At 70.6% G+C, this 24,162-nt stretch carries 23 protein-coding genes; 5 read left to right on the top strand and 18 right to left on the bottom strand.

Annotation, left to right across the window (positions count from 1 at the left end; genetic code table 11):
* Nucleotides 1-5: 5 nt before the first annotated feature.
* From V6S66_RS03795 to ftsE, 6 genes are all read right to left on the bottom strand, one after another.
* Nucleotides 6-1,055: a MaoC family dehydratase gene (locus V6S66_RS03795; RefSeq protein WP_334205431.1), complete on the bottom strand. Its 1,050-nt coding sequence runs from the start codon at nt 1,053-1,055 to the stop codon at nt 6-8.
* A 63-nt stretch (nt 1,056-1,118) separates the two neighbouring features.
* Nucleotides 1,119-2,015 carry an amidohydrolase family protein gene (locus tag V6S66_RS03790; protein WP_334205430.1) on the bottom strand — a complete coding sequence of 299 codons (897 nt, stop codon included), beginning with the start codon at nt 2,013-2,015 and terminating at the stop codon, nt 1,119-1,121.
* A gap of 2 nt (nt 2,016-2,017) precedes the next feature.
* Nucleotides 2,018-2,491, bottom strand: coding sequence for an SsrA-binding protein SmpB (gene smpB, locus V6S66_RS03785; RefSeq protein ID WP_334205429.1), 474 nt, complete (start codon nt 2,489-2,491; stop codon nt 2,018-2,020).
* A 42-nt stretch (nt 2,492-2,533) separates the two neighbouring features.
* Nucleotides 2,534-3,826, bottom strand: a complete 1,293-nt coding sequence (locus V6S66_RS03780; protein ID WP_334205428.1) for a peptidoglycan DD-metalloendopeptidase family protein — start codon at nt 3,824-3,826, stop codon at nt 2,534-2,536.
* Between the two features lie 132 nt (nt 3,827-3,958).
* A complete protein-coding gene (gene ftsX, locus V6S66_RS03775; RefSeq protein WP_334205427.1) occupies nt 3,959-4,870 on the bottom strand; it encodes a permease-like cell division protein FtsX in 912 nt (303 codons plus the stop codon).
* An 8-nt stretch (nt 4,871-4,878) separates the two neighbouring features.
* A complete protein-coding gene (gene ftsE / locus V6S66_RS03770; protein ID WP_334205426.1) occupies nt 4,879-5,568 on the bottom strand; it encodes a cell division ATP-binding protein FtsE in 690 nt (229 codons plus the stop codon).
* Between the two features lie 149 nt (nt 5,569-5,717).
* Between ftsE and glpX the strand changes: the two genes are divergently transcribed.
* Genes glpX through V6S66_RS03755 form a run of 3 tightly spaced genes read left to right on the top strand, consistent with a single transcriptional unit; the run spans nt 5,718 to nt 8,368 of the window.
* Complete coding sequence (gene glpX, locus V6S66_RS03765; protein ID WP_334205425.1) at nt 5,718-6,725, top strand: class II fructose-bisphosphatase; 1,008 nt, start codon at nt 5,718-5,720, stop codon at nt 6,723-6,725.
* Nucleotides 6,726-6,756: 31 nt separating this feature from the next.
* On the top strand, nt 6,757-7,698 hold the full coding sequence (locus tag V6S66_RS03760) for an alpha/beta fold hydrolase (protein WP_334205424.1): 942 nt from the start codon (nt 6,757-6,759) through the stop codon (nt 7,696-7,698).
* A gap of 28 nt (nt 7,699-7,726) precedes the next feature.
* On the top strand, nt 7,727-8,368 hold the full coding sequence (locus V6S66_RS03755) for an FMN-binding negative transcriptional regulator (RefSeq protein ID WP_334205423.1): 642 nt from the start codon (nt 7,727-7,729) through the stop codon (nt 8,366-8,368).
* 261 nt (nt 8,369-8,629) lie between these two features.
* Here the strand turns inward: V6S66_RS03755 and V6S66_RS03750 are convergent, their stop codons facing one another.
* The 7 genes from V6S66_RS03750 to V6S66_RS03720 all read right to left on the bottom strand — a co-directional run bounded on the left by V6S66_RS03750 (nt 8,630) and on the right by V6S66_RS03720 (nt 16,138).
* On the bottom strand, nt 8,630-8,980 hold the full coding sequence (locus tag V6S66_RS03750) for a VOC family protein (protein ID WP_334205422.1): 351 nt from the start codon (nt 8,978-8,980) through the stop codon (nt 8,630-8,632).
* Between the two features lie 109 nt (nt 8,981-9,089).
* Nucleotides 9,090-10,379: an ABC transporter substrate-binding protein gene (locus V6S66_RS03745; RefSeq protein WP_334205421.1), complete on the bottom strand. Its 1,290-nt coding sequence runs from the start codon at nt 10,377-10,379 to the stop codon at nt 9,090-9,092.
* Between the two features lie 31 nt (nt 10,380-10,410).
* Nucleotides 10,411-11,589, bottom strand: coding sequence for a branched-chain amino acid ABC transporter permease (locus V6S66_RS03740; protein ID WP_334205420.1), 1,179 nt, complete (start codon nt 11,587-11,589; stop codon nt 10,411-10,413).
* Nucleotides 11,586-12,473 carry a branched-chain amino acid ABC transporter permease gene (locus tag V6S66_RS03735; RefSeq protein WP_334205419.1) on the bottom strand — a complete coding sequence of 296 codons (888 nt, stop codon included), beginning with the start codon at nt 12,471-12,473 and terminating at the stop codon, nt 11,586-11,588. Before V6S66_RS03735 ends, V6S66_RS03740 begins: the two co-directional genes overlap by 4 nt.
* Nucleotides 12,470-14,356: an AMP-dependent synthetase/ligase gene (locus V6S66_RS03730; protein ID WP_334205418.1), complete on the bottom strand. Its 1,887-nt coding sequence runs from the start codon at nt 14,354-14,356 to the stop codon at nt 12,470-12,472. Before V6S66_RS03730 ends, V6S66_RS03735 begins: the two co-directional genes overlap by 4 nt.
* The gene (locus V6S66_RS03725) at nt 14,353-15,237 is read right to left on the bottom strand and encodes an ABC transporter ATP-binding protein (RefSeq protein ID WP_334205417.1); all 885 of its coding nucleotides are present in this window, start codon (nt 15,235-15,237) and stop codon (nt 14,353-14,355) included. The genes V6S66_RS03730 and V6S66_RS03725 overlap by 4 nt, the downstream gene beginning before the upstream one ends.
* A 124-nt stretch (nt 15,238-15,361) precedes the next feature.
* Nucleotides 15,362-16,138 carry an ABC transporter ATP-binding protein gene (locus V6S66_RS03720; RefSeq protein WP_442885888.1) on the bottom strand — a complete coding sequence of 259 codons (777 nt, stop codon included), beginning with the start codon at nt 16,136-16,138 and terminating at the stop codon, nt 15,362-15,364.
* Nucleotides 16,139-16,350: 212 nt separating this feature from the next.
* Between V6S66_RS03720 and V6S66_RS03715 the strand changes: the two genes are divergently transcribed.
* Together V6S66_RS03715 and V6S66_RS03710 are read left to right on the top strand one after the other, a co-directional pair.
* Complete coding sequence (locus V6S66_RS03715; RefSeq protein ID WP_334205415.1) at nt 16,351-16,965, top strand: hypothetical protein; 615 nt, start codon at nt 16,351-16,353, stop codon at nt 16,963-16,965.
* 14 nt (nt 16,966-16,979) lie between these two features.
* Entirely contained in the window at nt 16,980-18,365 is a 1,386-nt protein-coding gene (locus V6S66_RS03710; RefSeq protein ID WP_334205414.1) for a class II fumarate hydratase, read from the top strand.
* Between the two features lie 245 nt (nt 18,366-18,610).
* Here V6S66_RS03710 and V6S66_RS03705 read toward each other — a convergent pair whose 3' ends face one another.
* Genes V6S66_RS03705 through V6S66_RS03685 form a run of 5 tightly spaced genes read right to left on the bottom strand, consistent with a single transcriptional unit; the run spans nt 18,611 to nt 24,156 of the window.
* The gene (locus V6S66_RS03705; protein WP_334205413.1) at nt 18,611-19,927 is read right to left on the bottom strand and encodes a DUF2079 domain-containing protein; all 1,317 of its coding nucleotides are present in this window, start codon (nt 19,925-19,927) and stop codon (nt 18,611-18,613) included.
* Nucleotides 19,924-21,081 carry an ABC transporter ATP-binding protein gene (locus V6S66_RS03700; protein WP_334205412.1) on the bottom strand — a complete coding sequence of 386 codons (1,158 nt, stop codon included), beginning with the start codon at nt 21,079-21,081 and terminating at the stop codon, nt 19,924-19,926. The genes V6S66_RS03705 and V6S66_RS03700 overlap by 4 nt, the downstream gene beginning before the upstream one ends.
* Entirely contained in the window at nt 21,078-22,061 is a 984-nt protein-coding gene (locus tag V6S66_RS03695; RefSeq protein WP_334205411.1) for an ABC transporter permease subunit, read from the bottom strand. The genes V6S66_RS03700 and V6S66_RS03695 overlap by 4 nt, the downstream gene beginning before the upstream one ends.
* Complete coding sequence (locus tag V6S66_RS03690) at nt 22,058-22,915, bottom strand: carbohydrate ABC transporter permease (protein WP_334205410.1); 858 nt, start codon at nt 22,913-22,915, stop codon at nt 22,058-22,060. Before V6S66_RS03690 ends, V6S66_RS03695 begins: the two co-directional genes overlap by 4 nt.
* The gene (locus tag V6S66_RS03685) at nt 22,912-24,156 is read right to left on the bottom strand and encodes an extracellular solute-binding protein (protein WP_334205409.1); all 1,245 of its coding nucleotides are present in this window, start codon (nt 24,154-24,156) and stop codon (nt 22,912-22,914) included. Before V6S66_RS03685 ends, V6S66_RS03690 begins: the two co-directional genes overlap by 4 nt.
* Nucleotides 24,157-24,162 lie beyond the last annotated feature (6 nt).

Raw genomic sequence — 24,162 nt, 5'->3', positions numbered from 1 at the left:
CCCGCTCAGCGCGGGACGAGGGCCCAGAGGTCGAGGTCGAGCAGCACGCCGGAGGCGTACTTCCCGTCGTCGCCCTTGAGCGTCATGGACTCGTCGCGCCCCTTGGTCGCGACCAGGCGCAGGCGCAGGGCACCGACGCCGGGGGCATCGACCTCGGCCTTGTCGAGCACCTCGGACCAGGCGTAGACCGTGTCGTCGGCGAACGCGGGGGCCGTGTGGGAGCCGCCGTTGATCGCCGCCACGAGCTGGGCGTTGGCCAGACCGTTGAACGACAGCGCCCGTGCCATCGAGATCACGTGGCCGCCGTAGACGAGACGGCGTCCATCGGGTCGGGCCTCGGTGTTGAAGTGCACCTTGGCGGTGTTCTGCCACAGGCGGGTCGCCATCATGTGCTCGGACTCGCTGAGCGTCACACCGTCGACGTGGTCGATCTTCTCGCCGACCGCGTAGTCGTCGAAGCGGTGCGACTCACCGGCGGCGGCGAAATCGTAGTCGGAGAAGTCGAGCCGGGAGGGAATCACGAGGTCGGCGGGAGCCACGACCGACGCGAGCTCGGGCACGACCGTCTCGGGCGCCTCGAGCGTCTGGTCACGCTTGTGCACCATGACCCACCGCGCCCAGTCGAGCGCGATCTCGCCCCGCTGGTTGACCGCCGTCGAGCGCACGTAGACGACGCCGCTCTTGCCGTTGGAGTTCTGCTTGAGCCCGATGACCTCCGAGCTCGTGCGCAGCGTGTCGCCGGGGACGACGGGCTGGCGGAAGCGCAGCTCGGCGTAGCCGAGGTTGGCGACCGCGTTGAGGGAGACGTCCGGCACGGTCTTGCCGAAGGCGACGTGGAAGCCGATGAGCTCCTCCACCGGATGCCCCGATCCGTCCGACGCCGCCAGACCCACCGACGCCGCGAACTGCGCGGACGACGGGACGGCGAACCGGGTCGGGTAGATCGCGCCGTAGACCGCGCGGTCACCGTCAGTGATCGTGCGGGGCGTCGCGTGCTCGAAGACCTGACCGATCGCGAAGTCCTCGAAGAAGTGACCCGGGTTCGTCTTGCTCATGCTGCTCCTCACAGGCGACGGCGTGCGGGGCCATCATGGCTGACGCGCGTCAGGTGGACCCGATCAGGGTCGCCCGAAGAGGCGCGCCCCGTTGTGCCACAGCACGTCGCGCATCCAGTCGTCGCCGAGGCCCAGGCGGGCCAGCACCTCCACCTGGTGGGCGTACGCGTACGGGATGTTCGGGAAGTCGCTGCCGAACAGCACCCGCGACTGCAGCGGGACGAGGCGGTCGACCACTCCGTCGAACGTGTGGTCGTCGCCCCAGAAGTCGACGAACGCCATCGTGGTGTCGAGCATGACGTGCGGGTGCTCGGCCGCCAGCTGCACGAATCCCTCGCACTCCGGCATGCCGAGGTGGGCGATCACGAGGCGCAGGTCGCCGAAGCGCTCGAGCACGCGACGCACCGGCTCGACGCCCGTGTGCCGCCCTGGCGCGGGACCCGAGCCCGCGTGCAGCACGATCGGCACCTGGTGGCGTTCCAGCCGGGCCCACACCGGGTCGAGCAGCGGGTCGTCCGGCGCGAACTCGCCCACCTGCACGTGGGCCTTGAAGACCTCGACGCCCCGCTCGAGGGCCTCCGCCACGTAGGCGTCGGCCCCGGGCTCGGGGAAGAACGTCGCCGAGTGCAGCGACTCCGGGTACCGGGCGGCGAACTCGGTGCTCCAGGCGTTCATGAAGGTCGCGACGCCCGGCTTGTGGGCGTACGACAGCGCCGAGTAGTGGCGCACGCCCATGGCCCGGAGCGTGGCGACCCGCTCCTCGTCGCTCGTGCGGTAGGCGATCGGCCACGGCCGGCCGAGCTTGGGTCCGGCCGAGTCGAAGTAGGCCCAGACCTTGGCGAGGACCTTGGGGTGCATGAAGTGCACGTGCACGTCGAACAACCCGGGCAGACCCAGGCTCTCGAGGTACGGCGGGAGCTCGTCATCCGTGGCGGGACCGGTCGTCGAGGTCGCCGCCACCCTCACAACCCCTTGAGCTTGCGCCCGACCTCGTTGCGCGCCTCGTTCATGGCGTCGCGCTCCCGGATCGTGTGCCGCTTGTCGTAGGCCTTCTTGCCCTTCGCCACGGCGATCTCGACCTTGGCGCGGCCGTCCTTGAAGTACAGGCTCAACGGCACCAAGGTGACGCCCTTGTCCATGAGCTTGCGCTCGATGCGGTCGATCTCGACCCGGTTCAGCAGGAGCTTGCGCTTGCGCCGCGCCTCGTGGTTCGTCCACGTGCCCTGGGCGTACTGCGGGATGTGCACCTGCAGCAGCCAGACCTCACCGCGGTCGACCTCGGCGAAGCCGTCGACGAGGGAGGCCCGACCCATCCGCAGGCTCTTGACCTCGGTGCCGACGAGGACCAGCCCGGCCTCGAAGGTGTCCTCGACGTGGTAGTCGTGGCGCGCCTTCTTGTTCTGGGCGATGACCTTGCGGCCGGTCTCCTTGGGCATCTGACCATTCTCTCACCTGCCCACGAACGAGGGCGCCGGGCGTCAGCCGATCCAGTTGGCCGGGTTGGTGTGCGAGCCGTTCACCAGCACCATGAAGTGCAGGTGGCAGCCCGTGGACGACCCGGTCGTCCCGACGTAGCCGATCGTCTGGCCGCGCGAGACGCGCTGGCCGGGGCTCACGGCGAACCGTGACAGGTGGTTGTACGTCGTGACGATGTTGGCACCGTTGATCACGCCGTTGTTGAGGATGACCCGGTTGCCGTAGCCGCTGTTGTAGTACTGGCTGACGATCGTGCCGTTGGCCGCGGCCTTGATCGGCGTGCCGCAGCCGGCGCCGAAGTCCATGCCGTCGTGCAGGCGCCGCTTGCCCGTGATGGGGTGGATCCGGAAGCCGTACGGCGACGTGATCCGGACCGAGCTGAGCGGATAGGACAGCTTCCCGGTGGAGCTACCGCCTCCACCGCCACCGCCACCGCCACCGGAGTTCGCGTTCGCGTTCGCCCGCGCGAGCTCCTCGGCGGCCAGACGCTGCAGCTCGGCCTCCAGGGCGTTGCGGTCGGCCTCGAGCGCCGCGATGTCAGAGGCATCGGCGGCCACGGCCGCGTCGGCCGCGGACTTGTTGGTCGAGTTCGCCTGCACGAGCTGGGCGACCGAGGCCTCCTGAGCGGCAGCCTGCTGCTCGAGCACCGTGATGTTCGCGAGGTTGGCGGCGGCGGCGTCGCGCTCGACCTGGACCTGGTCGCGCAGCGCCTGGACCTTCTGCTCGTTGATGTCGAGCAGGACGCGCGTGGCGTCCAAGGTGTCGAGCTTGCTGAGCTGGGAGTCGGCGATCGTGTTGTTGATCGCGACCTGCTCGGTGAACTCCGTCGGATCGGCACCGCTCACGAGCTCGTTGAAGGCACGCAGGCCGGCGCCGGCGTCCTGCAGCGACTCGACGGTGAACTCGACGACCTCCGCCGTGGAGGCCTCGACGTCCTGCTCGCCGGCCGCGAGGTCGGACTCCGCCTGGGCCAGGTCGGCCTCGCTCTGCTCGAGCTTGACCTGCATCTGGGCGTCGAGCGCCTGGGCGGCCACGAGCTGGCCCCGGACCGAGCCGAGCGCCGACTGCGCCTCTGCCAGCTGGGCCTGCGAGGCCTGCAGTACGGCGGCAGCATCGGCGGCGGCCTTGCTGGACTCGTCGTAGGACTGCTGGGCGCCGGACAACTCGGAGTTCGTCGCGTTCTTCTTGCGCTCGAGCTCGTCCTTGGACTCGGCCAGCGACGGACCTGCGAGCGTGGCGATCAGCGCGAAGGTCAGCGTGAACGCCAGCAGAGCGGACCGCGGGGTGGATCTCATAGCAAAAACCTCGACCTGGGGAAGTGCCCTGATGGGCAGGCGAGTGCAACGTGAGTGAACTCGTGTGACGGGTGAGACTCTAGTTCACCTTGAGGGTCACGGCTACCCCCGATGCATCCCGGGCGGGTCGGGTCAGACCTTGAGGTACTTGCGCGTCAGCAGCAGGGTCGGCAGCAGCGCCAACGCCACCGCGAGCAGCGAGGTCAGCCCCATGACCCCGAGCGCCTCCTGCCATCGCACCCACGTGGTGATCTGCAGGTTCTCGCGCAGGAAGCCGTAGACCACGAATCCCATGAACGCCGCGATGCCGGCCGAGGCGAGCACGGCCGAGATGACCGCGGCCACGAGCGACTCCAGGATGAAGGGCAGCTGGATGTGCCAGCTGGACGCGCCCACGTACCGCATGATGCTGATCTCGCGGCGGCGCGCATGGGCCGTCATGCGGATCGTGTTGGAGACCTGCAGGATCGCGGCGAGGATCAGGAGCAGCGCCGTGCCGATCGAGGCCCACTGCAGCTTCTCGAGCGCCACGAAGAGCGGCTTCAGCAAGTCCTCCAGCGACAGGACGCTGTTGACACCGTCCATGCCGCTGACCTGGCTCAGCACGCCGTCGAACTCCTGCGGGTTCACGAGGGTGACGAAGTAGGAGTCGGCGAAGTCCTCCGCGCCGACGACCTCGAGCTGCTTGCGTCCGGTGTCGGAGTCGCCGATGCGCTCCTTGGCGCGCTCGAAGTTCTGCTCGGCGGTGCGCACCTCGAAGCTCTCGACCTCGGGATTGTCCTGCAACGCCTCCTCGACGGCCTCCTTCTGCGCGTCGGTGGCGGCACCGCCGATGCACGTGGGCGCCTTGGAGGTGCCGGTGCACAGGCTGACCTGCAGCTGCAGCTGGTTGCCGAAGTACTCCTCGGTGCGGTCGGCCTGGGCCTGGATCAGCAGGCCGAGACCCGCCAGGAGGAGGGAGACCGTCATCGTGACGACCAGGGAGATCGTCATCGACTTGTTCCGGGACAGGCTGGTGCCCAGCTCCCGCAGGGTGAAGTTCATGCGCGCCTCTAGCTCTGGTAGCCGTAGATGCCGCGGGCCTCGTCGCGCACGACGCGTCCGTCGTCGAGCTCGATGACGCGCTTGCGCATCTGGTCGACGATGGAGGAGTCGTGGGTGGCCATCACGACGGTGGTCTCGGTGCGGTTGATCCGGTCGAGCAGCTTCATGATGCCGACGCTCGTGGCCGGGTCGAGGTTTCCGGTGGGCTCGTCCGCGATGAGGATCTTGGGGCGGTTGACGAAGGCCCGCGCGATCGCCACGCGCTGCTGCTCACCGCCGGACAGCTCGTTGGGCAGCCGGTGACCCTTGCCCTCCAGGCCGACGAGCTCGAGCGTCTCGGGGACGACCTTGTCGATCTCCGCGCGCGGCTTGCCGATGACCTGCAGCGCGAAGGCGACGTTCTCGTTGACGGAGCGGTTCGGCAGGAGGCGAAAGTCCTGGAAGACCGTGCCGACCTGGCGGCGCAGCTTCGGCACCTTCCAGCTCGACAGCTTGTCGATCTCCTTGCCCGCGACGAAGACGCGGCCCTCGCTCGGGCGCTCCTCGCGCAGCACGAGACGCAGGAACGTCGACTTGCCGGAGCCTGAGGCACCGACGAGGAACACGAACTCGCCCTTGGCGATCTCGAGGTCGAGACCGTCGAGGGCAGGTCGCTTCTGTCCGGAGTACGTCTTGGTGACGTGGTCGAAGCGGATCACCCGCTGAGTCTAGGCAGAACATGCCCAGCCCCGGTGGACCCGCCGACCCCCGCGCGCGCCCCCGACGGCACGCACGACCGGGCCCACGATGGTGCGCACGACTGGGGCGAACGACAGACCGCGATCGGTGGTGCCACTAGGATGCCGGGGTGGAGAGCCTTCAGCCCGCCGATCAGGCGCCCGACCGCAATCTCGCCCTCGATCTCGTCCGCGTCACCGAGGCCGGGGCCATGGCCGCCGGTCGCTGGGTGGGGCGCGGCGACAAGAACGGCGCCGACGGGGTCGCGGTCAATGCGATGCGCACCCTCATCAACACCGTGGAGATGAACGGTGTCGTGGTGATCGGCGAGGGCGAGAAGGACGAGGCGCCCATGTTGTTCAACGGCGAGCAGGTCGGCGACGGCAACGGCCCCGAGTGCGACGTCGCCGTCGACCCGATCGACGGCACCACGCTCACCGCCAAGGGCATGCCCAACGCGATCAGCGTCATGGCCGTCGCCCCGCGCGGCTCGATGTACGACCCCTCCGCGGTGTTCTACATGCAGAAGATCGCCGCCGGTCCGGATTTCGCCGACCTGATCGACATCCGCCTCCCGGTCGCCGAGAACATCGACATCATCGCCCGCACCAAGGGCGTCTCGCACAGCGACGTCACGGTCTGCATCCTCGAGCGCCCGCGCCACGAGCAGCTCGTCGAGGAGGTGCGCGCCGCGGGCGCCCGCATCAAGTTCATCACCGACGGTGACGTCGCCAGCGCCATCAGCGCCGCGCGCCCCGACACGGGCGTCGACCTCATGGTCGGCGTCGGCGGCACCCCCGAGGGCATCATCACGGCGTGCGCCATGAAGGCGCTGGGCGGCGTGCTCCAGACACGCCTGTGGCCCAAGGACGACGACGAGCGCCAGCGGGCGGTCGACGCAGGCCACGACCTCGACCGCATCCTGCACACCGACGACCTCGTCACGGCCGACGACTGCTTCTTCGTCGCGACCGGCATCACCGACGGCGACCTGCTCGCCGGGGTCCGCTACACCAAGGGCGCCGCGATCACCGAGTCGCTCGTGATGCGTTCGCGCAGCGGCACGATCCGCAAGATCCACAGCGAGCACAAGCTCTCGAAGCTCAAGGCGTACTCCACCGTCGACTACGAGCACTAGAGCTCATCCGCACCCCGAAGGGCCGAATCGCATGACCGCCTCGTCCGTCGCGACCTCCGACGAGCTGTTCGCCAGCCTGCCCTCCGGCATCGACCTCTGCCACCAGACGTTCGGCGACGAGGGCGACCCGGCCATCCTGCTGATCATGGGCCTCAGCGGTCCGATGGGCTGGTGGGACGACGAGCTCTGCACGCGTCTCGCCCAGCGCGGCTTCTTCGTGATCCGCTACGACAACCGCGACACCGGGCGCTCCACCAAGGTGCGCCAGCGCACGATGGGACGCACCGACCTCGTGCGGGCGTTCCTGGGCGTGCCGCCGCTGAAGCTCGGTCCGGTCGACCTGGCGGTCCGCGCGCCGTACTCGATCAGCGACCTCACCGGTGACGCCGCCGGGCTCCTCGACGCGCTCGGCATCGACGCCGCGCACGTGGTGGGCGTCTCGATGGGCGGCATGATCGCGCAGACGCTGGCGATCGAGCAGCCGAGCCGGGTGCTCAGCCTGACCTCGATCATGTCGACGACCGGCCGGCGCACGGTCGGGTGGCAGGACCCCCGACTCATCCCGCACCTGCTGAAGCGGACCAGGCCGACCCGCGACGCCTACGTCCAGCGGTCTCTCGAGTCGTCGACCCTGATCGGGTCCCCGACCTACCCGACCGACCCGGAGGCCACCCGGCTGAGGGCCGAGATCACCTACGACCGCGGCTACAGCGCGAGCGGGGTCGTGCGCCAGATGATGGCGATCCTCACCCAGCCCGACCGCACAGCGGCGCTCCGCACCCTCACGGTCCCGACGACCGTGGTGCACGGCACGGCCGACCGGCTCGTGAACCCGTCCGGCGGCCGGGCCACGGCCGACGCCATTCCCGGGGCCGAGCTGCGGATGGTGGAGGGCATGGCGCACGACCTTCCGCCGCAGCTCTGGGACACGCTGATCGCGGCGATCACCGACACGGTCGCCCGCACTCGATGACCCTGTCGTCGTCGACGAGGCACGGACGGTGAGACCCAACCCGACGCACCAGGTCACCGACGTGACCTTCGTACGCGACCTCGTGGCCCGTGAGGGCTTCGCCACGATCGTCAGCACCACGACGGCTGGCCCCGTCGCGTCGCACTACCCGATCGTGCTCGAGGACTCCGGCGACGGGCTCGTCGTGCTGACGCACCTGGGTCGCCCTGACGAGCGCATCCACGAGATCGACGCAGCCGCCGCCGCGGGGCGCGAGGTGCTCGTGATCGTGCAGGGTCCCCACGGGTACGTCTCACCGAGCTGGTACTCCCCCGGATCCTCGAGGGCGCCCACCTGGAACTTCACGGTGGCGCACTTGTGGGGCGTGCCGCAGGTGCTGACCCCCGAGGAGAACCTCGACTCGCTCGTGGCCCTCGTGGCCCACTTCGAGCAGCACGTCGACGAGCCGATGTGGCTGGACCGCGACTGGGCCACCCCCGTGGCGCGTGGCACCGTAGGGCTGCAAATCCCGGTGACGCGTCTGGACGTCAAGGCGAAGCTCAGCCAGGACAAGGACCCGACCTCGGTGCAGAACGTGATCGACCACCTGCGGGCCCCGGGGCCCTACTCGGATCCGGCGCTGGCCGCCGACATGGAGCGGGCCCGGGACGAGGGCACCCCCGCTCCCTGAGGTGTGAGGCCGCCCGCGGCCGAGCCTCGAAGGGCCATCATTGACAAGCGGCATGGACCGGAAGTACTGGGTCCCCGCTCCGTCCTCCTAGCCGAGTGCCCGGGTGGACGACGACCGATGCATGGCGGCAGTTGGGGCTACCCCGATGCATCGTTCCCGGTCCCCTGGCCAACCGTGGACTCTCAATCTGTGGGCGGACCGCGGCGCTCGGCTCCTGGTCCGTGTCGCTTGTCGCTCAGGACAGCGATGCGTCGGCCGGCTTCAGCTCCTCGACCAGGCGCCGAGCTCGTTCCCGGCGGGATCGCGGAAGTGGAACCGGCGGCCGCCGGGGAAGGAGAACGGCGGGGCCGTGATGGTGCCTCCGGCGTCGCGGACCGCGGCGGCCGTGGCCTCGAGGTCGTCGGAGTAGACCTGGACCAGCGGGCCACCCGCGTGCGGCGTGCCGGTGGGGTCGAAGCCTCCGTCCTCGTCGCCGCCGGTCGAGGAGAAGCCGACGTAGGCGCCGCCGTACTCGGTGAAGCTCCAGCCGAAGGCCGACCCGTAGAAGGCCTGGGCCGCCGCGAGGTCGGGGAATGGGATCTCGACGTAGTCGAGCGCGTGGTGGGTGCTCATGTCCGGCACGCTAGAGCCACCCACCGACGAAATCGCCCCCGGACGACGGCGAGCCAGCCACCGATCAGGAGACCTGAAAGGTGGCTGGCTCGCCGCTCACTGGGTGGAGCTACTTCTGGAGGTAGCAGGCCTCCTGGAAGTCGTAGTCCTCGGCGGTCGGACCCGTGAAGAAGTCGACCGACGGCGCGATGCCCGTGCTGGCGCCGGCCTGCGGCACGCCGAACTGCGTGGCGCGGACCGCGGCGTCGTTGGCGTCGCCGGAGTAGTTGGCACTGCCCTCCGGCAGCATCCCCTCACTGTCGACCCCGTCGAGCGACTTCGCGGCCTCGAGCAGACCTGCACGCGTCAGGTCGTCGTTCTCGATGGCCTGCTCCAGCGCCGCCTTCATGATGTAGCCACCGGTCCAGCCGAGCGCGAAGTAGTCGTTCGGCGTCTGGTCGCCGTTCGCGGCGCGCATGGCCTCGAAGCCGGCGCTGTCGGTGTCCCAGAGCGGGAACGACGTGGCCCACAGGAAGGACGCCTCGAGGGCCGGGCCGGCCGGGGACTGCAGCAGCGCCGCGTTCCACGTCGGGATCGAACCCACGAACTTGCCCTTGAAGCCGGCCTGCACCGCGCCACCCACGACAGCGGCGACCTCGAGCGGACCCGTCGAGATGACGACGAGGTCGGCACCGGAGTCGACGACCGCCTTGACGGCTGCCGCCTGCTGATCGGCGCCGGGACCGGTCTGGATGTCGGTGAACTCCACACCGCGCTCCTCGGCCGCGATCCGGGCACCGACCATCGCGTCGTCGCCGTAGTCACCGGGGAAGTGCACCGCGGCGATGCTGTCGGCCGCGAGCTCGTCGACGCCGTAGTCGACGGCGTTCATGGCCTCGGCGCAGTAGCTCGTGCCGATCTCGAGGACCCGGTCCTCGAAGTACCAGTTCGAACCGAGCGTCGCGGGGACCACGACGAGCTCCTCGGCGTCGGAGTCCATCAGCATCGACTCCGTGGCCACGGTGCCGAGGGACTGGGCCATGGCCAGGACCTCGTCCTTGATCTCGGAGTACACCTGCTGGTGCGTCTCGGGGTTGTAGGCGTTGTCGCGGACGAACTCGCCCACGTTGACCTCGTAGCCGCCGACGCCGCCGTTCTCGTTGACGTAGTCCCAGAACGCCGCACCGCCTGCGGTCAGCGGCACGCCGACGCCCTTGAAGGCACCGGTCAGGTCGCTGATCGTGCCCAGGTAGATGCAGCCCTTGCTCTCGTCGACCGCGTCGGGACACGGCTCCTCGGTCACGCCGGGGCCGACCGAGCCGTCACCACCGGCGCTGTCGTCGTCCCCGCGCCCGCAGGCGGTCAGGACGAGGGCCGAGACCACGGCAGCCACGGAGAGCCGTCGGATTGTTCGGTTCATGCAGATTCCTCCATCTTTGACTCGCCCCGACTCAGTAGGAGAAGGGGAAGCTTTTCCAGTAGGTCCGGATGCGGACCCAGATCCCGAAGAGACCTCGGGGCTCGAACAGCAGGAAGATCACGATCAGCGCCCCGTAGAGCGCGATCTCGACCTCGAAGATGTTCGGGTGCTCGTTGGCGGCCGACGTGATGAACGGCAGGAACGAGGGCAGCTCGGCGGAGATGCGCGGCAGGAGCGCGATGAGCATCGCGCCCATGATCGAGCCCGACACGGTGGCGACCCCACCGATCAGCACCATCGCGATGAACTGCACCGACAGCAGCAGCGTGAAGCGTTCCGGGCCGAAGACACCGTTGGCGACGAAGAGCAACGAGCCGCAGACACCCGCGAAGAACGACGAGAGCACGAACGCGATGAGCTTGTAGCGCCCCAGCTCGACGCCCATCACGCCGGCCGCGACGTCACGGTCGCGGACCGCGGCCAGGGCCCGGCCGACGCGCGAGCGCGCGACGTTGCGAGCCAGGACCGCCGAGATGACCAGGACGACGAGGAACAGCCAGTAGAGCTTCTGCTCCTGCGTGAAGGCGCCGTCGACGGTCAGGTCGGAACCGAGGATGACCGGCTGCGGCGCCTCGCGCCCGACCTGCGCGCCACCGGAGAGGTCACGCCACTCCGTGAAGATGTAGCCGCCGATCACGACGAGACCGAGGGTCACGATCGCGAGGTACAGACCCCGCAGCCGTGTGGCGATCGGGGCGATGAGGGCCCCGGCCAGGGCCGCGACGATGCCGGCCCCGAGGATCCACACGGGGACGATGTCGATGCCGAACCCGATGTACCGGCCGTCCGGGTCGCCGGCCATGGCCGAGGCCGTGTAGGCGCCGATGCCGACGAAGAACGCGTGGCCGAGCGAGACCTGCCCGGCGTAGCCGACCAGGAGGTTCAGGCCGATCGCCCCGATCGCGAGCACCAGGCCGGTGCCGAGGATCTTGAGCAGGTCGTCGGAGGTCAGGAACGGGAGCAGGGCCGCCACCACCACGATGGCCAGCACGCCGAGCTGCTTCGGCCGCGTGTTGAGCATCGCCATGTCCTGGCGGTACGAGGTGTAGAGGTCGGGCCGACCCCACACGCGGCGCGAGCGCCGTGCCGCCTGGTCGTCCTTGCGGGGCGAGGCCGCGCCACCGGCCTTCTCGGGGGAGACGGTGCTCATACCCTCTCCACCTCCTTCGTGCCGAAGAGTCCGTGCGGCCTCACGAGGAGGACCAGCACCATCAGGACGTACGGGGCGAGGACGCCCGTGTTCGTGGCGAGGTTCGGGAAGATGTCGTTGTGGTACAGACGCACCAGTGACTCGAAGACACCGACCAGCAGGCCCGCCACGACCGCGCCGCCCAGGGAGTCCAGACCACCCACGATGATCACCGGTAGCGCCGCCAGCGCCACGACGTAGAAGTTGGTGTCGATGGCGTTCCCGGCTGCCGCGAAGACCCCGGCCAGCGCGGCCAGGCCTCCCGCGAGCGCCCACGACAGGGCGAACACCGCGCCGACGCTGACGCCCTGGGCCATGGCGGCCTCCTGGTCGAGCGCGGCGGCCCGCATCGCGAGGCCCGTGGAGCTCAGGCGGAAGAAGAGCATCAGGGCGATCACCACGACGGCCATGACCACGAAGGCCGCGATGTGGCGCTGCTGGACCTGCACGTCGCCGATCGAGACGGTGTCCAGACCCCACGGGTCACCCACCAGGAGCGGATCGGTGCCGACGAAGGCGCCGGCCACGACGCGCACCACGATGTCGACGCCGATCGTGATGATCGCGATGACGAAGACGGCCTTGCCGACCATCGGACGGATCGCGACGCGCTCGACGGCGAGCGCGACCACCGCGATCGCGATCGTGCCCACGATGACGGCCCCGGCGAAGCCGAAGCGCGGCGTCAGGTAGCTGACCAGGATCGCGCCGGACATCATGAACGCCGGCTGGGCGAAGCTCACGACCTTCATCGACTTGTAGATGATGACGAACCCGAGGGCCAGCAGGACGTAGATCGATCCCTGTCCGAGCCCCCCGGAGACTGCTGTCAGGAACCCGGTCACGACTGTCCTCCCGCATCTGAGCTGGTGCCGTACATCTCGGCGACGAGATCGCCGAAGAGCTCGTTGATCGCCGAGCGCTTGACCTTCTGCGTCGCGGTGAGCTCGCCGTCCTCGTGATCGAGCTCCTTCGGCAGGAACCGGAAGTCCTTGATCTTCTCGACGTTCGAGAACTGCTCGTTGACCTCGGTCACGATGCCCTTCACGAGGGCGTGCACCTCGGGCTTGGCCGTGAGGTCGCCGTAGGTCGTGAACCCGAGTCCGCGCCGCTGCGCCCACTCGCCGACCGTGTCGAGCTCGATGCCGATCAACGCCACCAGGAACTTGCGGCCGTCACCGATGACCACGGCCTCCTTGACGAAGGGTGAGGCCTTCAGGGCGTTCTCGATCTCCGAGGGCGACACGTTCTTGCCGCCCGAGGTGATGATGATGTCCTTCATCCGGTCGGTGATGGCCAGGTGCGTGCCGTCGACCCACGTCCCGACGTCGCCGGTGTGCAGCCAGCCGTCGGCGTCGACCGCCTGGGCCGTGGCCTCCGGGTTGCGCCAGTAGCCGGCGAACACCGCGGGGTGGCGGGTCAGGACCTCGCCGGTCTCCTCGTCGAGCCGCACCTCGGCGCCCTCGAGCGGCTCGCCCACCGTGCCGAGCTTGACCCGACCGGGCCGGTTGGCCGTGGCGACGGCCGAGTTCTCGGTCATGCCGTAGACCTCGTGCACCTTGACGCCGATGCCCATGAAGAAGCGGAGCACGTCCGGCGCGATGGGCGCCGCACCGCTCGAGGCGTAGCGGACGCGACGCAGGCCGAGGCGGCTCTGCAGCGCCCGGAAGAACAACGGCCACCCGATCGCGAACCGGATGCGGGTGCTCATCGTGTGGGAGCCGCCATTCTCCACCAGCACGGCGCCGATGCGGTCGGCCTGTCCCATCCAGAACTTCGCGTAGGCCCGCTTGACCCGGGTGGCCGAGTCGAGCTTGATGCGCGCGGTGGCGAGCAGCTTCTCCCAGATGCGCGGCACCGCGAAGAACAGCGTCGGCTGGATCTCGCGCAGGTTCGCCGGGACCGTGTCGATCGACTCGGCGAAGTTCGTCTGCACGCCGGCACCGGCGTTGAACCACGTGCTGAAGAACCGCTCGGCGACGTGGCACAGCGGCAGGTACGAGAGCGTGAGGTCCTTCTCGCCCGGCGCCGGGTCGACGAAGCTGTTCTGGTCGAAGACCGAGTGCATCGCGAACGCGCAGTTCGCGAGCGTCAGCATGGCGCCCTTCGGCGGTCCGGTGGTGCCCGAGGTGTAGACGAGCGTCATGACGTCGTCGGACTGGGCGGCGGCGATGAGCGTCTCCACGGCGCCCGGGTTCGCGGCCCGGTGCTGCTGCCCCAGCGCCAGGAGACTCGTCCACGACTGCAGCCGCGGCTCGTCGTACCGGCCCACGATCCCGCGGGTCTCGAGGTGGATCAGGTGTTGGACGTCCGGGGTCTGGTCCGCGATGTCGAGGGCCTTGTCGAGCTGCTCCTGGTCCTCGGCGAGGTGCACCTTGGCGCCGCTGTGGCCCAGCAGGTAGCCGACCTCGGCGGCCGGGTTGGTCGGGTACAGACCAACCGTGGTGCCGCGGACGGCCACCGTGGCGAGGTCGAGGATCAGCCACTCGGGCCGGTTCTCGGACTGGATCGAGACCCGGTCGCCCGGCTCGACGCCGAGCGCGAGCAGGCCGTGCCCGACCGTGACCACGAGGTCCCAGTACTCGGCCCAGGTGACTTCCTGCCAGACGCCGTACTCCTTGCGGCGCATCGCGATGCCGTGCGGGTGGCGCACGGCCCGGTCACGGACCCGGGTCACGATGGTGTCGGCGACGTGCACGGCGTCGGGCGCCGTCTGCACGGCGGTCACGGGCGCACCTGCTCGGCCTCGCCGGTCACGGTGTCGCCCCCGGCCGGCGGGGCCTCCGCGATCGGGTCGAGGTCGCCGCCGAGGTAGGCCGCGACGACCCGGGGGTCGCGCTGCACCTCGGCCGGAGTGCCGGTGGTGACCGGAACCCCGAAGTCGAGCACCATGACGCGGTCGGCCAGGTCCATGACCAGGGGCATGTCGTGCTCGACCATGATCATCGAGACCCCCAGCTCGCCGCGGATGTCGGAGATGAACCGTGCCATGTCCTCGGTCTCCTCCAGGTTCATGCCGGCCACCGGCTCGTCGAGCAGCAGCAGGCGCGGTTCCATCGCCAGGGCCCGGCCCAGCTCGACTCGCTTCTGCACGCCGTAGGGCAGCAGGCCGACCGGCATCGCGCGCCAGGCGGCGAGACCGAGGAAGTCGACGAGCTCCTCGACCGCACGCCGGTGGATCAGCTCCTGCCGGCGGGCCTTGCCGAGCCAGGCCAGTGCCGAGAGCGTGCCGTAGCCGATGTGCTGGTGCCGTCCCAGCATCAGGTTGTCGATCACGGTGAGGTTCGCGAAGAGCTCGATGTTCTGGAACGTGCGGGCCACGCCACGACGGGCGATCGCCGCCGGCCGGGCACCGTCCAGGCGCTTGCCGTCGAGCGTCAGCCGGCCCTTCTGCGGTCGGTAGACGCCCGAGATGACGTTGAAGATCGAGGTCTTGCCGGCACCGTTCGGGCCGATGACCGCGAAGAGCTCGTCGGGGAGGACCTCGAAGCTCACCCCGTCGATCGCGGTGACCTGACCGAACGACAGCTGGACGTCCTCGACCTTCAGGACCGGCTCGCGCGGCGCCGCGTGCGCCCCGCCCGCGGGAGCCGTCGTCGTGGTCGTCATGACGCCCACGCCTCGGGAAAGTGCGCCACGATAAGCGTCGGCGTCATGACCGGATACCGATTGCTCGCTCGCTGGGGGCACCGCCCTGCACGCAGCGCAGCGGAGTGCTTGGGGGAGCGCTCGCTCATGACGCCCACCTCTTCCGACGTCGGTAGTGCTTGAGGTCGCGGTAGCTCGTGCGGTCACCCTCGGAGCCGAGGCCGAGGTAGAACTCGCGGATGTCGTCGTCGGCGAGCAGCTGCGCCGCAGGACGGTCCATCACGATGCGCCCGGTCTCGGCGACGTAGCCGTGGTGCGCGATCTGAAGGGCCATCGTGGCGTTCTGCTCGACCAGCAGCACCCCGGTGCCCTGCGCGTTGATCTCGACGATGATGTCGCGGATCTGCGCCACCACGAGCGGGGCGAGCCCCAGGCTCGGCTCGTCGAGCAGCAGGAAGCGCGGGTCCGACATCATCGAGCGTCCGATCGCGAGCATCTGCTGCTCGCCGCCGGAGAGGTAGCCGGCCTGGCCGGAGCGACGCTCCTGCAGGCGGGGGAAGAGGTCGTAGACGCGGGCCAGGTTGGTCTTGAGGTCCTTGCGGGCGACGTGGGCGCCGACGCGGAGGTTCTCCTCGACGCTCAGCTCCTTGAAGACCCGCCGGCCCTCGAGCACGTGGCGCACGCCGCGCTTGGCGAGCGCCGTGGGCCTCAGGTGGCTGATGTCCTCCTCGCCCAGGTAGACCCCGCCCTTGCGGATCGAGCCCTCGTGGATGTCGAGCATCCCGGACAGGGCCCGCAGGACCGTGGTCTTGCCGGAGCCGTTGGCCCCGAGCAGGGCGACGATCTTGCCGTCGGGCACCTCCAGGGACACTCCCCTGGCGGCCAGCACGACGTCGTCGTAGACGACCTCGAGATTCTTCACGCTCAACACGTCCGGAATCCCACCTCTCCCTCGGCACGTGACCGGCGTCACACGTCGTGCCAGAGTGTGTCCCACGCCACAGTCCACTCGCAAGCGAATCGCCGCATTCGGTCGAACTTTCTGAAAACACCCGTTGCCTGATGCACCTATCTGGCGGCCGTGTCCCTCCCGCGCCTGCAATCAGGCGCCACCGTCTCGCTACCGTGACCTGCATGGACGAGGTCGTGGTGCGCCGTCGGGCCGACGGAGCCACCGAGCTGCGGGTCAACGGCGTGTTCGTGATGGACGACGTCGAGACCAGCTCCGAGCGGCTCCTCGCCGACCACGTGCTCCGGTCGGGCGCGCGGGAGGTCCTCGTGGGCGGCCTGGGCCTGGGCTACACCGCACGCGCCCTGATCGACGGCGGCGCGACCCGCGTCCTCGTGGCCGAGCTGCATCCCGAGGTCGTCCAGGCGGTCGCCGACGGTGCGGGAGCCGGGCCGATCGACGACCCGCGGCTCGAGGTCGTGGTGGACGACGTCGCCGAGGTCGTGCGGACGCTCCCGGCGGACGGTCTCGACGCGATCTGCCTGGACGTCGACAACGGGCCGGACTTCCTGGTCCACCCCGGCAACGCGGCGATCTACGGCCCCGAGTTCATCGCTGGATGTGTCGCGGCGCTCCGCCCCGGCGGCGTCCTGGCGGTGTGGTCGATGGCCGACTCCCGCACGCTCCGCGGGACGTTCGCCGAGCACCTCCACGACGTCACGGGCACCGCGGTGCCCGTGACCCTGCAGGGCCGCGACGAGACGTACTGGATCCTCTCCGGGCGACTCCCCCACAGGTGAGTAGGGTGCGGCTCATGACTGAGTACCGCATCGAGCACGACACCATGGGCGAGGTCCGGGTCCCGGCCGACGCCCTCTGGCGAGCCCAGACGCAGCGCGCCGTCGAGAACTTCCCGATCTCCGGCACGCCCATCGAGTCCGCCCAGATCAAGGCCCTGGCCCAGATCAAGGCCGCCTGCGCCTCGGCGAACGCCGAGCTCGGGATCCTCGAGACCGACGTGGCGCAGGCCATCGTCGCCGCGGCCGACGAGGTCGCCTCGGGCGCGCACGACGACCAGTTCCCGATCGACGTCTTCCAGACGGGGTCCGGGACGTCGAGCAACATGAACACCAACGAGGTCCTGGCCACGCTCGCCACCCGCTCCCTGGGCCGCGAGGTGCACCCGAACGACCACGTCAACGCCTCCCAGTCGAGCAACGACGTGTTCCCGACCTCGATCCACGTCGCCGCCACCGCCTCGGCCACGAACGAGCTCGTGCCGGCCCTCGACCACCTGGCGCAGAGCCTGGAGCGCAAGGCCGACGAGTTCGCGACCGTCGTGAAGTCCGGCCGCACGCACCTGATGGACGCCACGCCCGTCACGCTCGGCCAGGAGTTCGGCGGCTACGCGGCGCAGATCCGCAAGGGCATCGGCCGCGTCGAGTCCGCGCTGCCCGCCGCGGCCGAGGTGCCGCTCGGCGGTACCGCGGTCGGCACGGGCATCAACACCCCGATCGGCTTCCCCCAGCGCGTCATCGAGCTGCTCGCCGAGCGCACCGGCCTGCCGATCACCGAGGCCTCCGACCACTTCGAGGCGCAGAGCGCCCGCGACGGTCTCGTCGAGCTCTCGGGCCAGCTCAGGACCATCGCCGTCAGCCTCACCAAGATCTGCAACGACCTGCGCTGGATGGGCTCGGGCCCGCGCACGGGCCTGGGCGAGATCAACCTGCCCGACCTGCAGCCCGGCTCGAGCATCATGCCCGGCAAGGTCAATCCCGTCCTGCCCGAGGCCACGCTCATGGTGGCGGCCCAGGTCATCGGCAACGACGCCACGATCGCCACGGCCGGGGCGTCGGGCTCGTTCGAGCTCAACGTCATGCTGCCCGTCATCGGTCGCAACATCCTGGAGTCGATCCGCCTGATCGGCAACGCCTCGCGCGTGCTGGCCGACCGCTGCATCGACGGCATCACCGCCAACGAGGAGCGGTGCCTCGAGCTCGCGGAGTCGAGCCCGTCGGTCGTCACCCCGCTCAACCGTCACATCGGGTACGAGAACGCGGCCAAGGTCGCCAAGATCGCCGTGAAGGAGCGCAAGACGATCCGCGAGGTCGTGCTCCAGGAGGGGTACGTCGAGCGCGGCGAGCTCACCGAGGAGCAGCTCGACACGGCTCTCGACGTCATGAGCATGACCCACCCCTGAGCCGACCTCGCACCAACCATCACGTGACCGCTCGCCGTCGTGCCCGGACCAGCGGCATGGACCAGACGCGGTGGGCCGAGGCGGCCCTCGGCCCACCGCCTCCCCCAGATGTGCGCGCAAACACCTCTCGGGACACCCCTTCTGGCTGACTTTGCGCGCACATCAGGCCGGGAACCGTCAGCTGACCCGAACCGGCACCTCGGGCCCCCGGTCCGTGGCCGCTGGTCCGTCACCACGGACGTCGGTCAGCGTTCCCGCTTCGCCAGGACGATCCCCTCGTCGGCGTAGACCGTGACCCACTGCCCGCCGTGCACGGTCTGCGCCCACGTCGTCGGCTCGAGGGGCGAGCCGATCCCCACGCGCGTGTCGAACAGGACGTACTCCGGGGTGACATCGCCGATCGTGCCCGTCCAGTAGGCCCGGTGATCGGTCACGACGTGGCTGAGCAGGGCGATGTCGGTCTCGACCGAGGCGCCCTCCGGGAGCAGGTCGATCGCCTCCCGCGCGGCGGCGGCGCGAGGGGTGTCGCGATACGTCTCGGGATCGGCGAGCTCGCGCAGTGGAGATCCGACGAGGAGCACGGCCGAGACCCCGACGCCGATCGGGACGAGCCACCGAAGTCGCGGGAGCCGCTCGACCGCCTCCACGGCTGCGCAGAACACGACCGGCATCAGCACCAGGGAGTAGTGCCACTCGATCCCCCAGTAGGTCGGCACGTCGCCGGCGAACCGCCAGAGGAACGTCGGGACGACGACGAGCACCCACCGTGACCACAGCGCCGCGAAGCCCGTGACCGCGAGCGTCAGGAGCAGCGCGCCGAGCTTGGTGCCCGGCTCGGCGAGCACTGTGTCGACCAGCCCGGCGTTGCCGCCGAGGTTGCCGGTGTAGGCATACGACCCGGCGTCGTTGAAGGCCGGAAGCACCACGACGACCGCGACGACGAATCCCACGAGACCCGCGGCGGCCGTCAGGCCACCGAGCCTTCGCTCTCCGGCCCACCACAGGAGAGCGCCGACGACCATGACCGTGATGCCGAGGTCCTCCTTGACCAGCACGAGCGGCACGGACCACACCGCGACGGCCGTGTACCGGTGCTCGACCCAGGCCGCACCGGCCAGCGCCAGCAGCGGCGCGGCGAAGGCCACCTCGTGGAACTCGGCGTCGATCGCGGACTGCACCCCGAACGACGTCGCGCACAGCACCCCCAGGACCGTCCCCGTGACGGCACCGAGGCGGCGCACCGCGAGCGCCGTGACGACGTACAGCGCCCAGGCCACGAGGAGCACCTGGACCAGCAGCAGCGTCTGCGGCCCGGGGAGCAACCGGTACACCGGCGCGGTGAGCGCCGTGATCGGGGAGAAGTGGTCGCCCAGCACGTGGAAGCCGGGCCCCTTGACGTCGACGATCGGCGCATCGAGCCGTGCGTAGCCGGCGATGGCCTGTTCGAAGATCGCGAGGTCCCACGACCGCACCTCGAAGCGGGCGTGGTGGCGCAGCGCGAGCATCCCGTAGGCCAGCGCCGACAGGCCCGCCACGGCTCCGCCGATGAGCCGCGGCCTCACCGCGTGAGGTTCTCGCCCGTGTCCGGGTCGAACAGCGCGATGGCCGCGTGCGGCACGACCACGTGCAACGACTGCCCGGCTCGCACGGGCGTCTCGGTCGGCACCTGGGCCACGAGGAAGTTCTGGAAGAGGTCGAACTCGAACATCTCCTCGACCTCGTCGAGGACCTCCGAGAGCGCCGGGTCCAGGTCGAAGCCCAGGAACGCGTACTGCGACCGGGCCCGCCACTCGACGTCGTCGACCCTGGTCGTGAACTCGACCCCGCCGACCACGTCGACCGGTCCGCGGGTCGCGTCGAGGCAGTGCTCGGGTCGGATGCCGGCGATCACGACCGGCCGGTCGCCGATGGCGCGTTCGAGCCGGTCGTCGACCAGGATCGTCGCGAGCGGGGTGACGAGCTGGTCGCCGTCGCGGAACGCGGGCAGCAGGTTCATCGGCGGCGATCCGAGGTAGCCCGCGACGAACATGTCGGCCGGGTCGTCGTAGAGCTCCTGCGGGGAGCCGACCTGGCGGATCCGCCCCTGGTGCAGCACCGCCACGCGACCGACGAGACTCAGCGCCTCGTCGACCGACGACGTCGTGATCAACGACGTCCGGTCGCGATCGGTCTGCCAGCGCAGCACGACCGACCGCAGGTGCGGACGGACCCGCTCGGACTGCGCCGCGAACGGATCGTCGAAGAGCCACACGCTGGCGTCGCGCACGAGGCTGCGCCCGATCGCCACCCGCTGCTGCTGGTCGGTGCCGAGGCGGTCCGGACGCAGGTCGAGCACGTCCCGCAGCGCGAGGTCGTCCACGACCTGCTCCACGCGGTCGGCCAGCTCGGCCCGGTCGTGCTTGCGACGCAGCGTGGCGGCGAAGGTCAGGTTGTCCAGGACGTCGCGGCGCGGGTGCAGTGCATGGTCGGCGAACACCATCGCGACGTCGCGTCGGCGGGGAGCACGACCCGCGACGTCGACGTCGTCGATCAGGATCTCGCCCTCGTCGGGTGCCTGCAGGCCGACGATCGTGCGCAGGAGCGCCGTGCGGGCGGCCGCCGAGGGGCCGATGACCGCGACCGACTCGCCGTCGGCCACGTCGAGGTCGACGGCGTCGAGGAGCGGTGGACCGGTGGGTCCGGCGACGGTGACGCCGCGCAGCTGCAGGGAACTCATCGGTACGACCCTCCCAGAAGACGGGTGATGGTGCGGGGTGCCACGAGGGCGAGCACCGCGACGGGAACGCCCCAGCACAGACCCGTGGCCGCGACGACGGCCACGGATCCAGGATCTCGGGCCCGGTCGAACAGCGCCGCGGGCAAGGTCGTGGCCTGGGACCCGGTGACGGAGGTGGCGAGTGCGAGGTCCTGGGCGGTCACGACGACGGTCAGCGCCAGACCCACGAGCAGGGCCGGGCCGACGGTGGGCAGCAGCACGCGCACGAGCACGGTGCGCCCCCGGGCCCCGTCGACGCGCGCGGCCTCGACGAGGCTCCACGGCGCCGCGTGGAGTGCCGTCACGAAGACCCAGGTCGCCAGCGGCACGGCGATCGCCAGCTGGACGATCGTGACCCGGAGCAGGGGCGACGAGACGAGGTCGGCGCGCAGCACGAGGTCACCCGCCCCCACCGCGAGCGCGACGGCGGGGAGCAGTGCGGCCGTGCCCGCGGCGACGCGGACGAAGCGGCGGAACCGCCAGCGCGAGCGGACCAGCAGCAGCGCGAGTCCGAGTGCAGGCAGCGCCGCCAGGAGCGTGGCCAGACCTGCAGCCGCGACCGACAGGACCGCGGCCTCGCGCAGGACGGCGTCGTCGGCCAGCTCACGGAACCCGCTCCCGCTCCACACCTCGGGCCACAGCGACGTGGGGGTCGATCCGCCACCGGTCGTGAGGGCGACCAACCACAGGAGCGGCACGAGCGTGAAAACGGCGAACGCCTCGGCGCCCAGCACGGCCCAGACCGACACCCGCCGCGGCGAGTCGGCGACCAGCACGCCCCAGGCACTCGTGAGCATCAGGACCCCCGCGACCACGACCCAGAGGACCTGGTCCGGCGGTGGGATCGTGAAGATCGCAAGATTAGCCAGGCCGAAGCCGACCACGAACGCGACGAGGGCGGCCGACAGCCTCGAGCGGACCGACGGGATGGTGGGGGTCATCGCGCCCTCACCAGCCTCGCGACGCCCAGCGCCAGGGTGGCGAGCAGCAGGGCGAGGACAACCAGCACGACTCCGGCCGCAGCGGCCGGGCCGGTCGCGAACGTGCCGAAGGCGTTGTCGGCGACGACGGCCGAGGCCGTGGTGCGGAACGAGCCCTCCTCGCGCACGAGCCACGGACCGTCGAGCAGGCGCCACGAGTCGAGCAGTCGGAAGATGACGATGCCGACCAGCGCGGGGGTGAGCGCGGGCCAGACCACCCGCCGCCACCGCTGCCACGGGGTCGCACCGTCGGCCACGGCCGCGTCGAGCAGCGGCGCCGGGACGCGCACCAGTCCGGCGTGGACCAGCACCACGACCAGCCCGGTGGTACGCCAGAGCTCCCCGAGCACGACCCCGACCAGGGCCGCGGAGGCGCCGCTGCCGTCCAGGTCGAACCACGTCGCGAGGAATCCGCCGTCGACCGCGGCCCGACCGGCCTCGGCGCCCACGACCAGCCCGATCCCGGCCGGGACGAGGGCGAGGAAGCGCAGGGGCCACCACAGCACCGAGAGGTGCCAGAGAGCGACCGCGAACGCCAGGGCGAGCACGAGCTGGCTGACCACGAGCCCTGCGGTGATCACCGCAGTGGTGGCGATGGCGGTCCACCACGACGACGATCCGAGCACCGCGACGTAGTGGTCGATACCGACCCACGGTCCCGTCGAGCCGGGGCCGGCGTCGTGCAGCGACAGCCACGCGAGCCAGCCGAGCGGCACCAGCACCACGAGGCCGAGGAGCACGAGCCCCGGGGCCCCTCGACCGAGCTGGCCGCGCGTCGCGCGACGGCTCGCGTCGACGACCTCGAGCGTGCTCACGCCAGACCACCGTCCAGCAGGCGGCGGGCCTCGCCGGCCGAGCTCGCCGGAGTGGTGGTCCGCACGTCCGTGACGGGCGCCCATCCCGCCTCGATCGCCGCGGCCACGAGGTGGGCCTGCGCGGCGACCGGCTCCGGGACGCCCCCGTCGAGGGCCTCCCGCACGACCGCGAGGTCGTCGCCGAAGGCCGAGGCGACCTCGGTCGACCCGAGCGCCTCGGTGAGGGTGGGCAGGTGCCCCGTCGTCGTGGCCAGGGACGTCTGGGCCCGGGCCGCCGTGAGGCAGGTGATCGCCTCGACGGCGACGTCCTCGTCGACGGCGGTGCCGGCGACCGCCAGCGCGGTCCCGCCGAGGGGCGAGCGCGACGTCTGGGCGGAGGCCGACGCCAGCGGGTACGGCGCGACCTGCAGCTCCCCGACGACCGGCGCGAGGCCCGGTAAGCGCAGGAGCGAGGCAGGTCCGACGAGGAACGCACCGCCCGGCGCCACGAACGCCGAGGCGGCGTCGGGCGAGGGACCGGGCCCGACGTCGGACGCGGCGTAGGTGCGGACGACGCCTCCGGCGGTCTCGCCCGGTGCCCCCGCCAGCCCCGTGAGCAGGTCGTCGAGATCCGCGGTCTCCTCGTCGGCCGCGCCGGCGACGAGCGCCCGCACCCAGTCGGTGGTCGTGCCCGCGACCTGCAGGGATCCGCCGATTCGGTCGGCACCGCCGCTCAGCTGGTTCCAGGTGACCGGCGCGGTCATGTCCAGGCCGGCTCGCTCGGCGGTCGACCCTCGGTGGAACAGCACCTGGGGCTCGTAGGTCCAGGGGGCCGCGACGACCGTGCCGTCGACGGTGACGGCCTCGACGGACGCCTCGGTGCGTCCCTCCGTGAGGTCGTCGGCGTCGGAGTCGGCGAGGTCGGCGAGCAACCCGGACGCGGCGAGCTCGGCGACCAGGGCGGTGTCGAGGCCGATGACGTCGAGCTCGTCGCCGGTCCTGAGACGCTGCAGCAGGTCGATCCGTCGCTCGGTCGGGTGGGAGGGCGCCTCGACGAGCTCCAGACGGAACTCGCCGGCGGAGCCGTCGCTGCACGTCCGGGCGAGTGCCGCGTAGCGGGGGGCGTCGTCGACGTACCAGCGCACGGTCGTGGGCTCGCCCGGGTCGACGTCGCGCGCCCCGGAGGCGCACGCCGTCAGGCTCCCCATGACGAGCGCGCCCGCCGTCACGACGGCGACGTGCCCCCTCCCTCGGCTGGTCACGTGGAC

This window comes from Aeromicrobium sp. Sec7.5, assembly GCF_036867135.1.
Lineage (GTDB): Bacteria > Actinomycetota > Actinomycetes > Propionibacteriales > Nocardioidaceae > Aeromicrobium.
Note: the sequence above shows the minus strand (reverse complement) of the source record. Positions and strands in the feature narration are given on the sequence as shown.

Coding starts and splice junctions, on each gene's coding strand:
- V6S66_RS03795 (WP_334205431.1), bottom strand. CDS start 1,055: ATGAGCAAGACGAACCCGGGTCACTTCTTCGAGGACTTCGCGATCGGT.
- smpB (WP_334205429.1), bottom strand. CDS start 2,491: ATGCCCAAGGAGACCGGCCGCAAGGTCATCGCCCAGAACAAGAAGGCG.
- V6S66_RS03780 (WP_334205428.1), bottom strand. CDS start 3,826: ATGAGATCCACCCCGCGGTCCGCTCTGCTGGCGTTCACGCTGACCTTC.
- ftsX (WP_334205427.1), bottom strand. CDS start 4,870: ATGAACTTCACCCTGCGGGAGCTGGGCACCAGCCTGTCCCGGAACAAG.
- V6S66_RS03760 (WP_334205424.1), top strand. CDS start 6,757: ATGACCGCCTCGTCCGTCGCGACCTCCGACGAGCTGTTCGCCAGCCTG.
- V6S66_RS03750 (WP_334205422.1), bottom strand. CDS start 8,980: ATGAGCACCCACCACGCGCTCGACTACGTCGAGATCCCATTCCCCGAC.
- V6S66_RS03745 (WP_334205421.1), bottom strand. CDS start 10,379: ATGAACCGAACAATCCGACGGCTCTCCGTGGCTGCCGTGGTCTCGGCC.
- V6S66_RS03740 (WP_334205420.1), bottom strand. CDS start 11,589: ATGAGCACCGTCTCCCCCGAGAAGGCCGGTGGCGCGGCCTCGCCCCGC.
- V6S66_RS03725 (WP_334205417.1), bottom strand. CDS start 15,237: ATGACGACCACGACGACGGCTCCCGCGGGCGGGGCGCACGCGGCGCCG.
- V6S66_RS03715 (WP_334205415.1), top strand. CDS start 16,351: ATGGACGAGGTCGTGGTGCGCCGTCGGGCCGACGGAGCCACCGAGCTG.
- V6S66_RS03710 (WP_334205414.1), top strand. CDS start 16,980: ATGACTGAGTACCGCATCGAGCACGACACCATGGGCGAGGTCCGGGTC.
- V6S66_RS03700 (WP_334205412.1), bottom strand. CDS start 21,081: ATGAGTTCCCTGCAGCTGCGCGGCGTCACCGTCGCCGGACCCACCGGT.
- V6S66_RS03695 (WP_334205411.1), bottom strand. CDS start 22,061: ATGACCCCCACCATCCCGTCGGTCCGCTCGAGGCTGTCGGCCGCCCTC.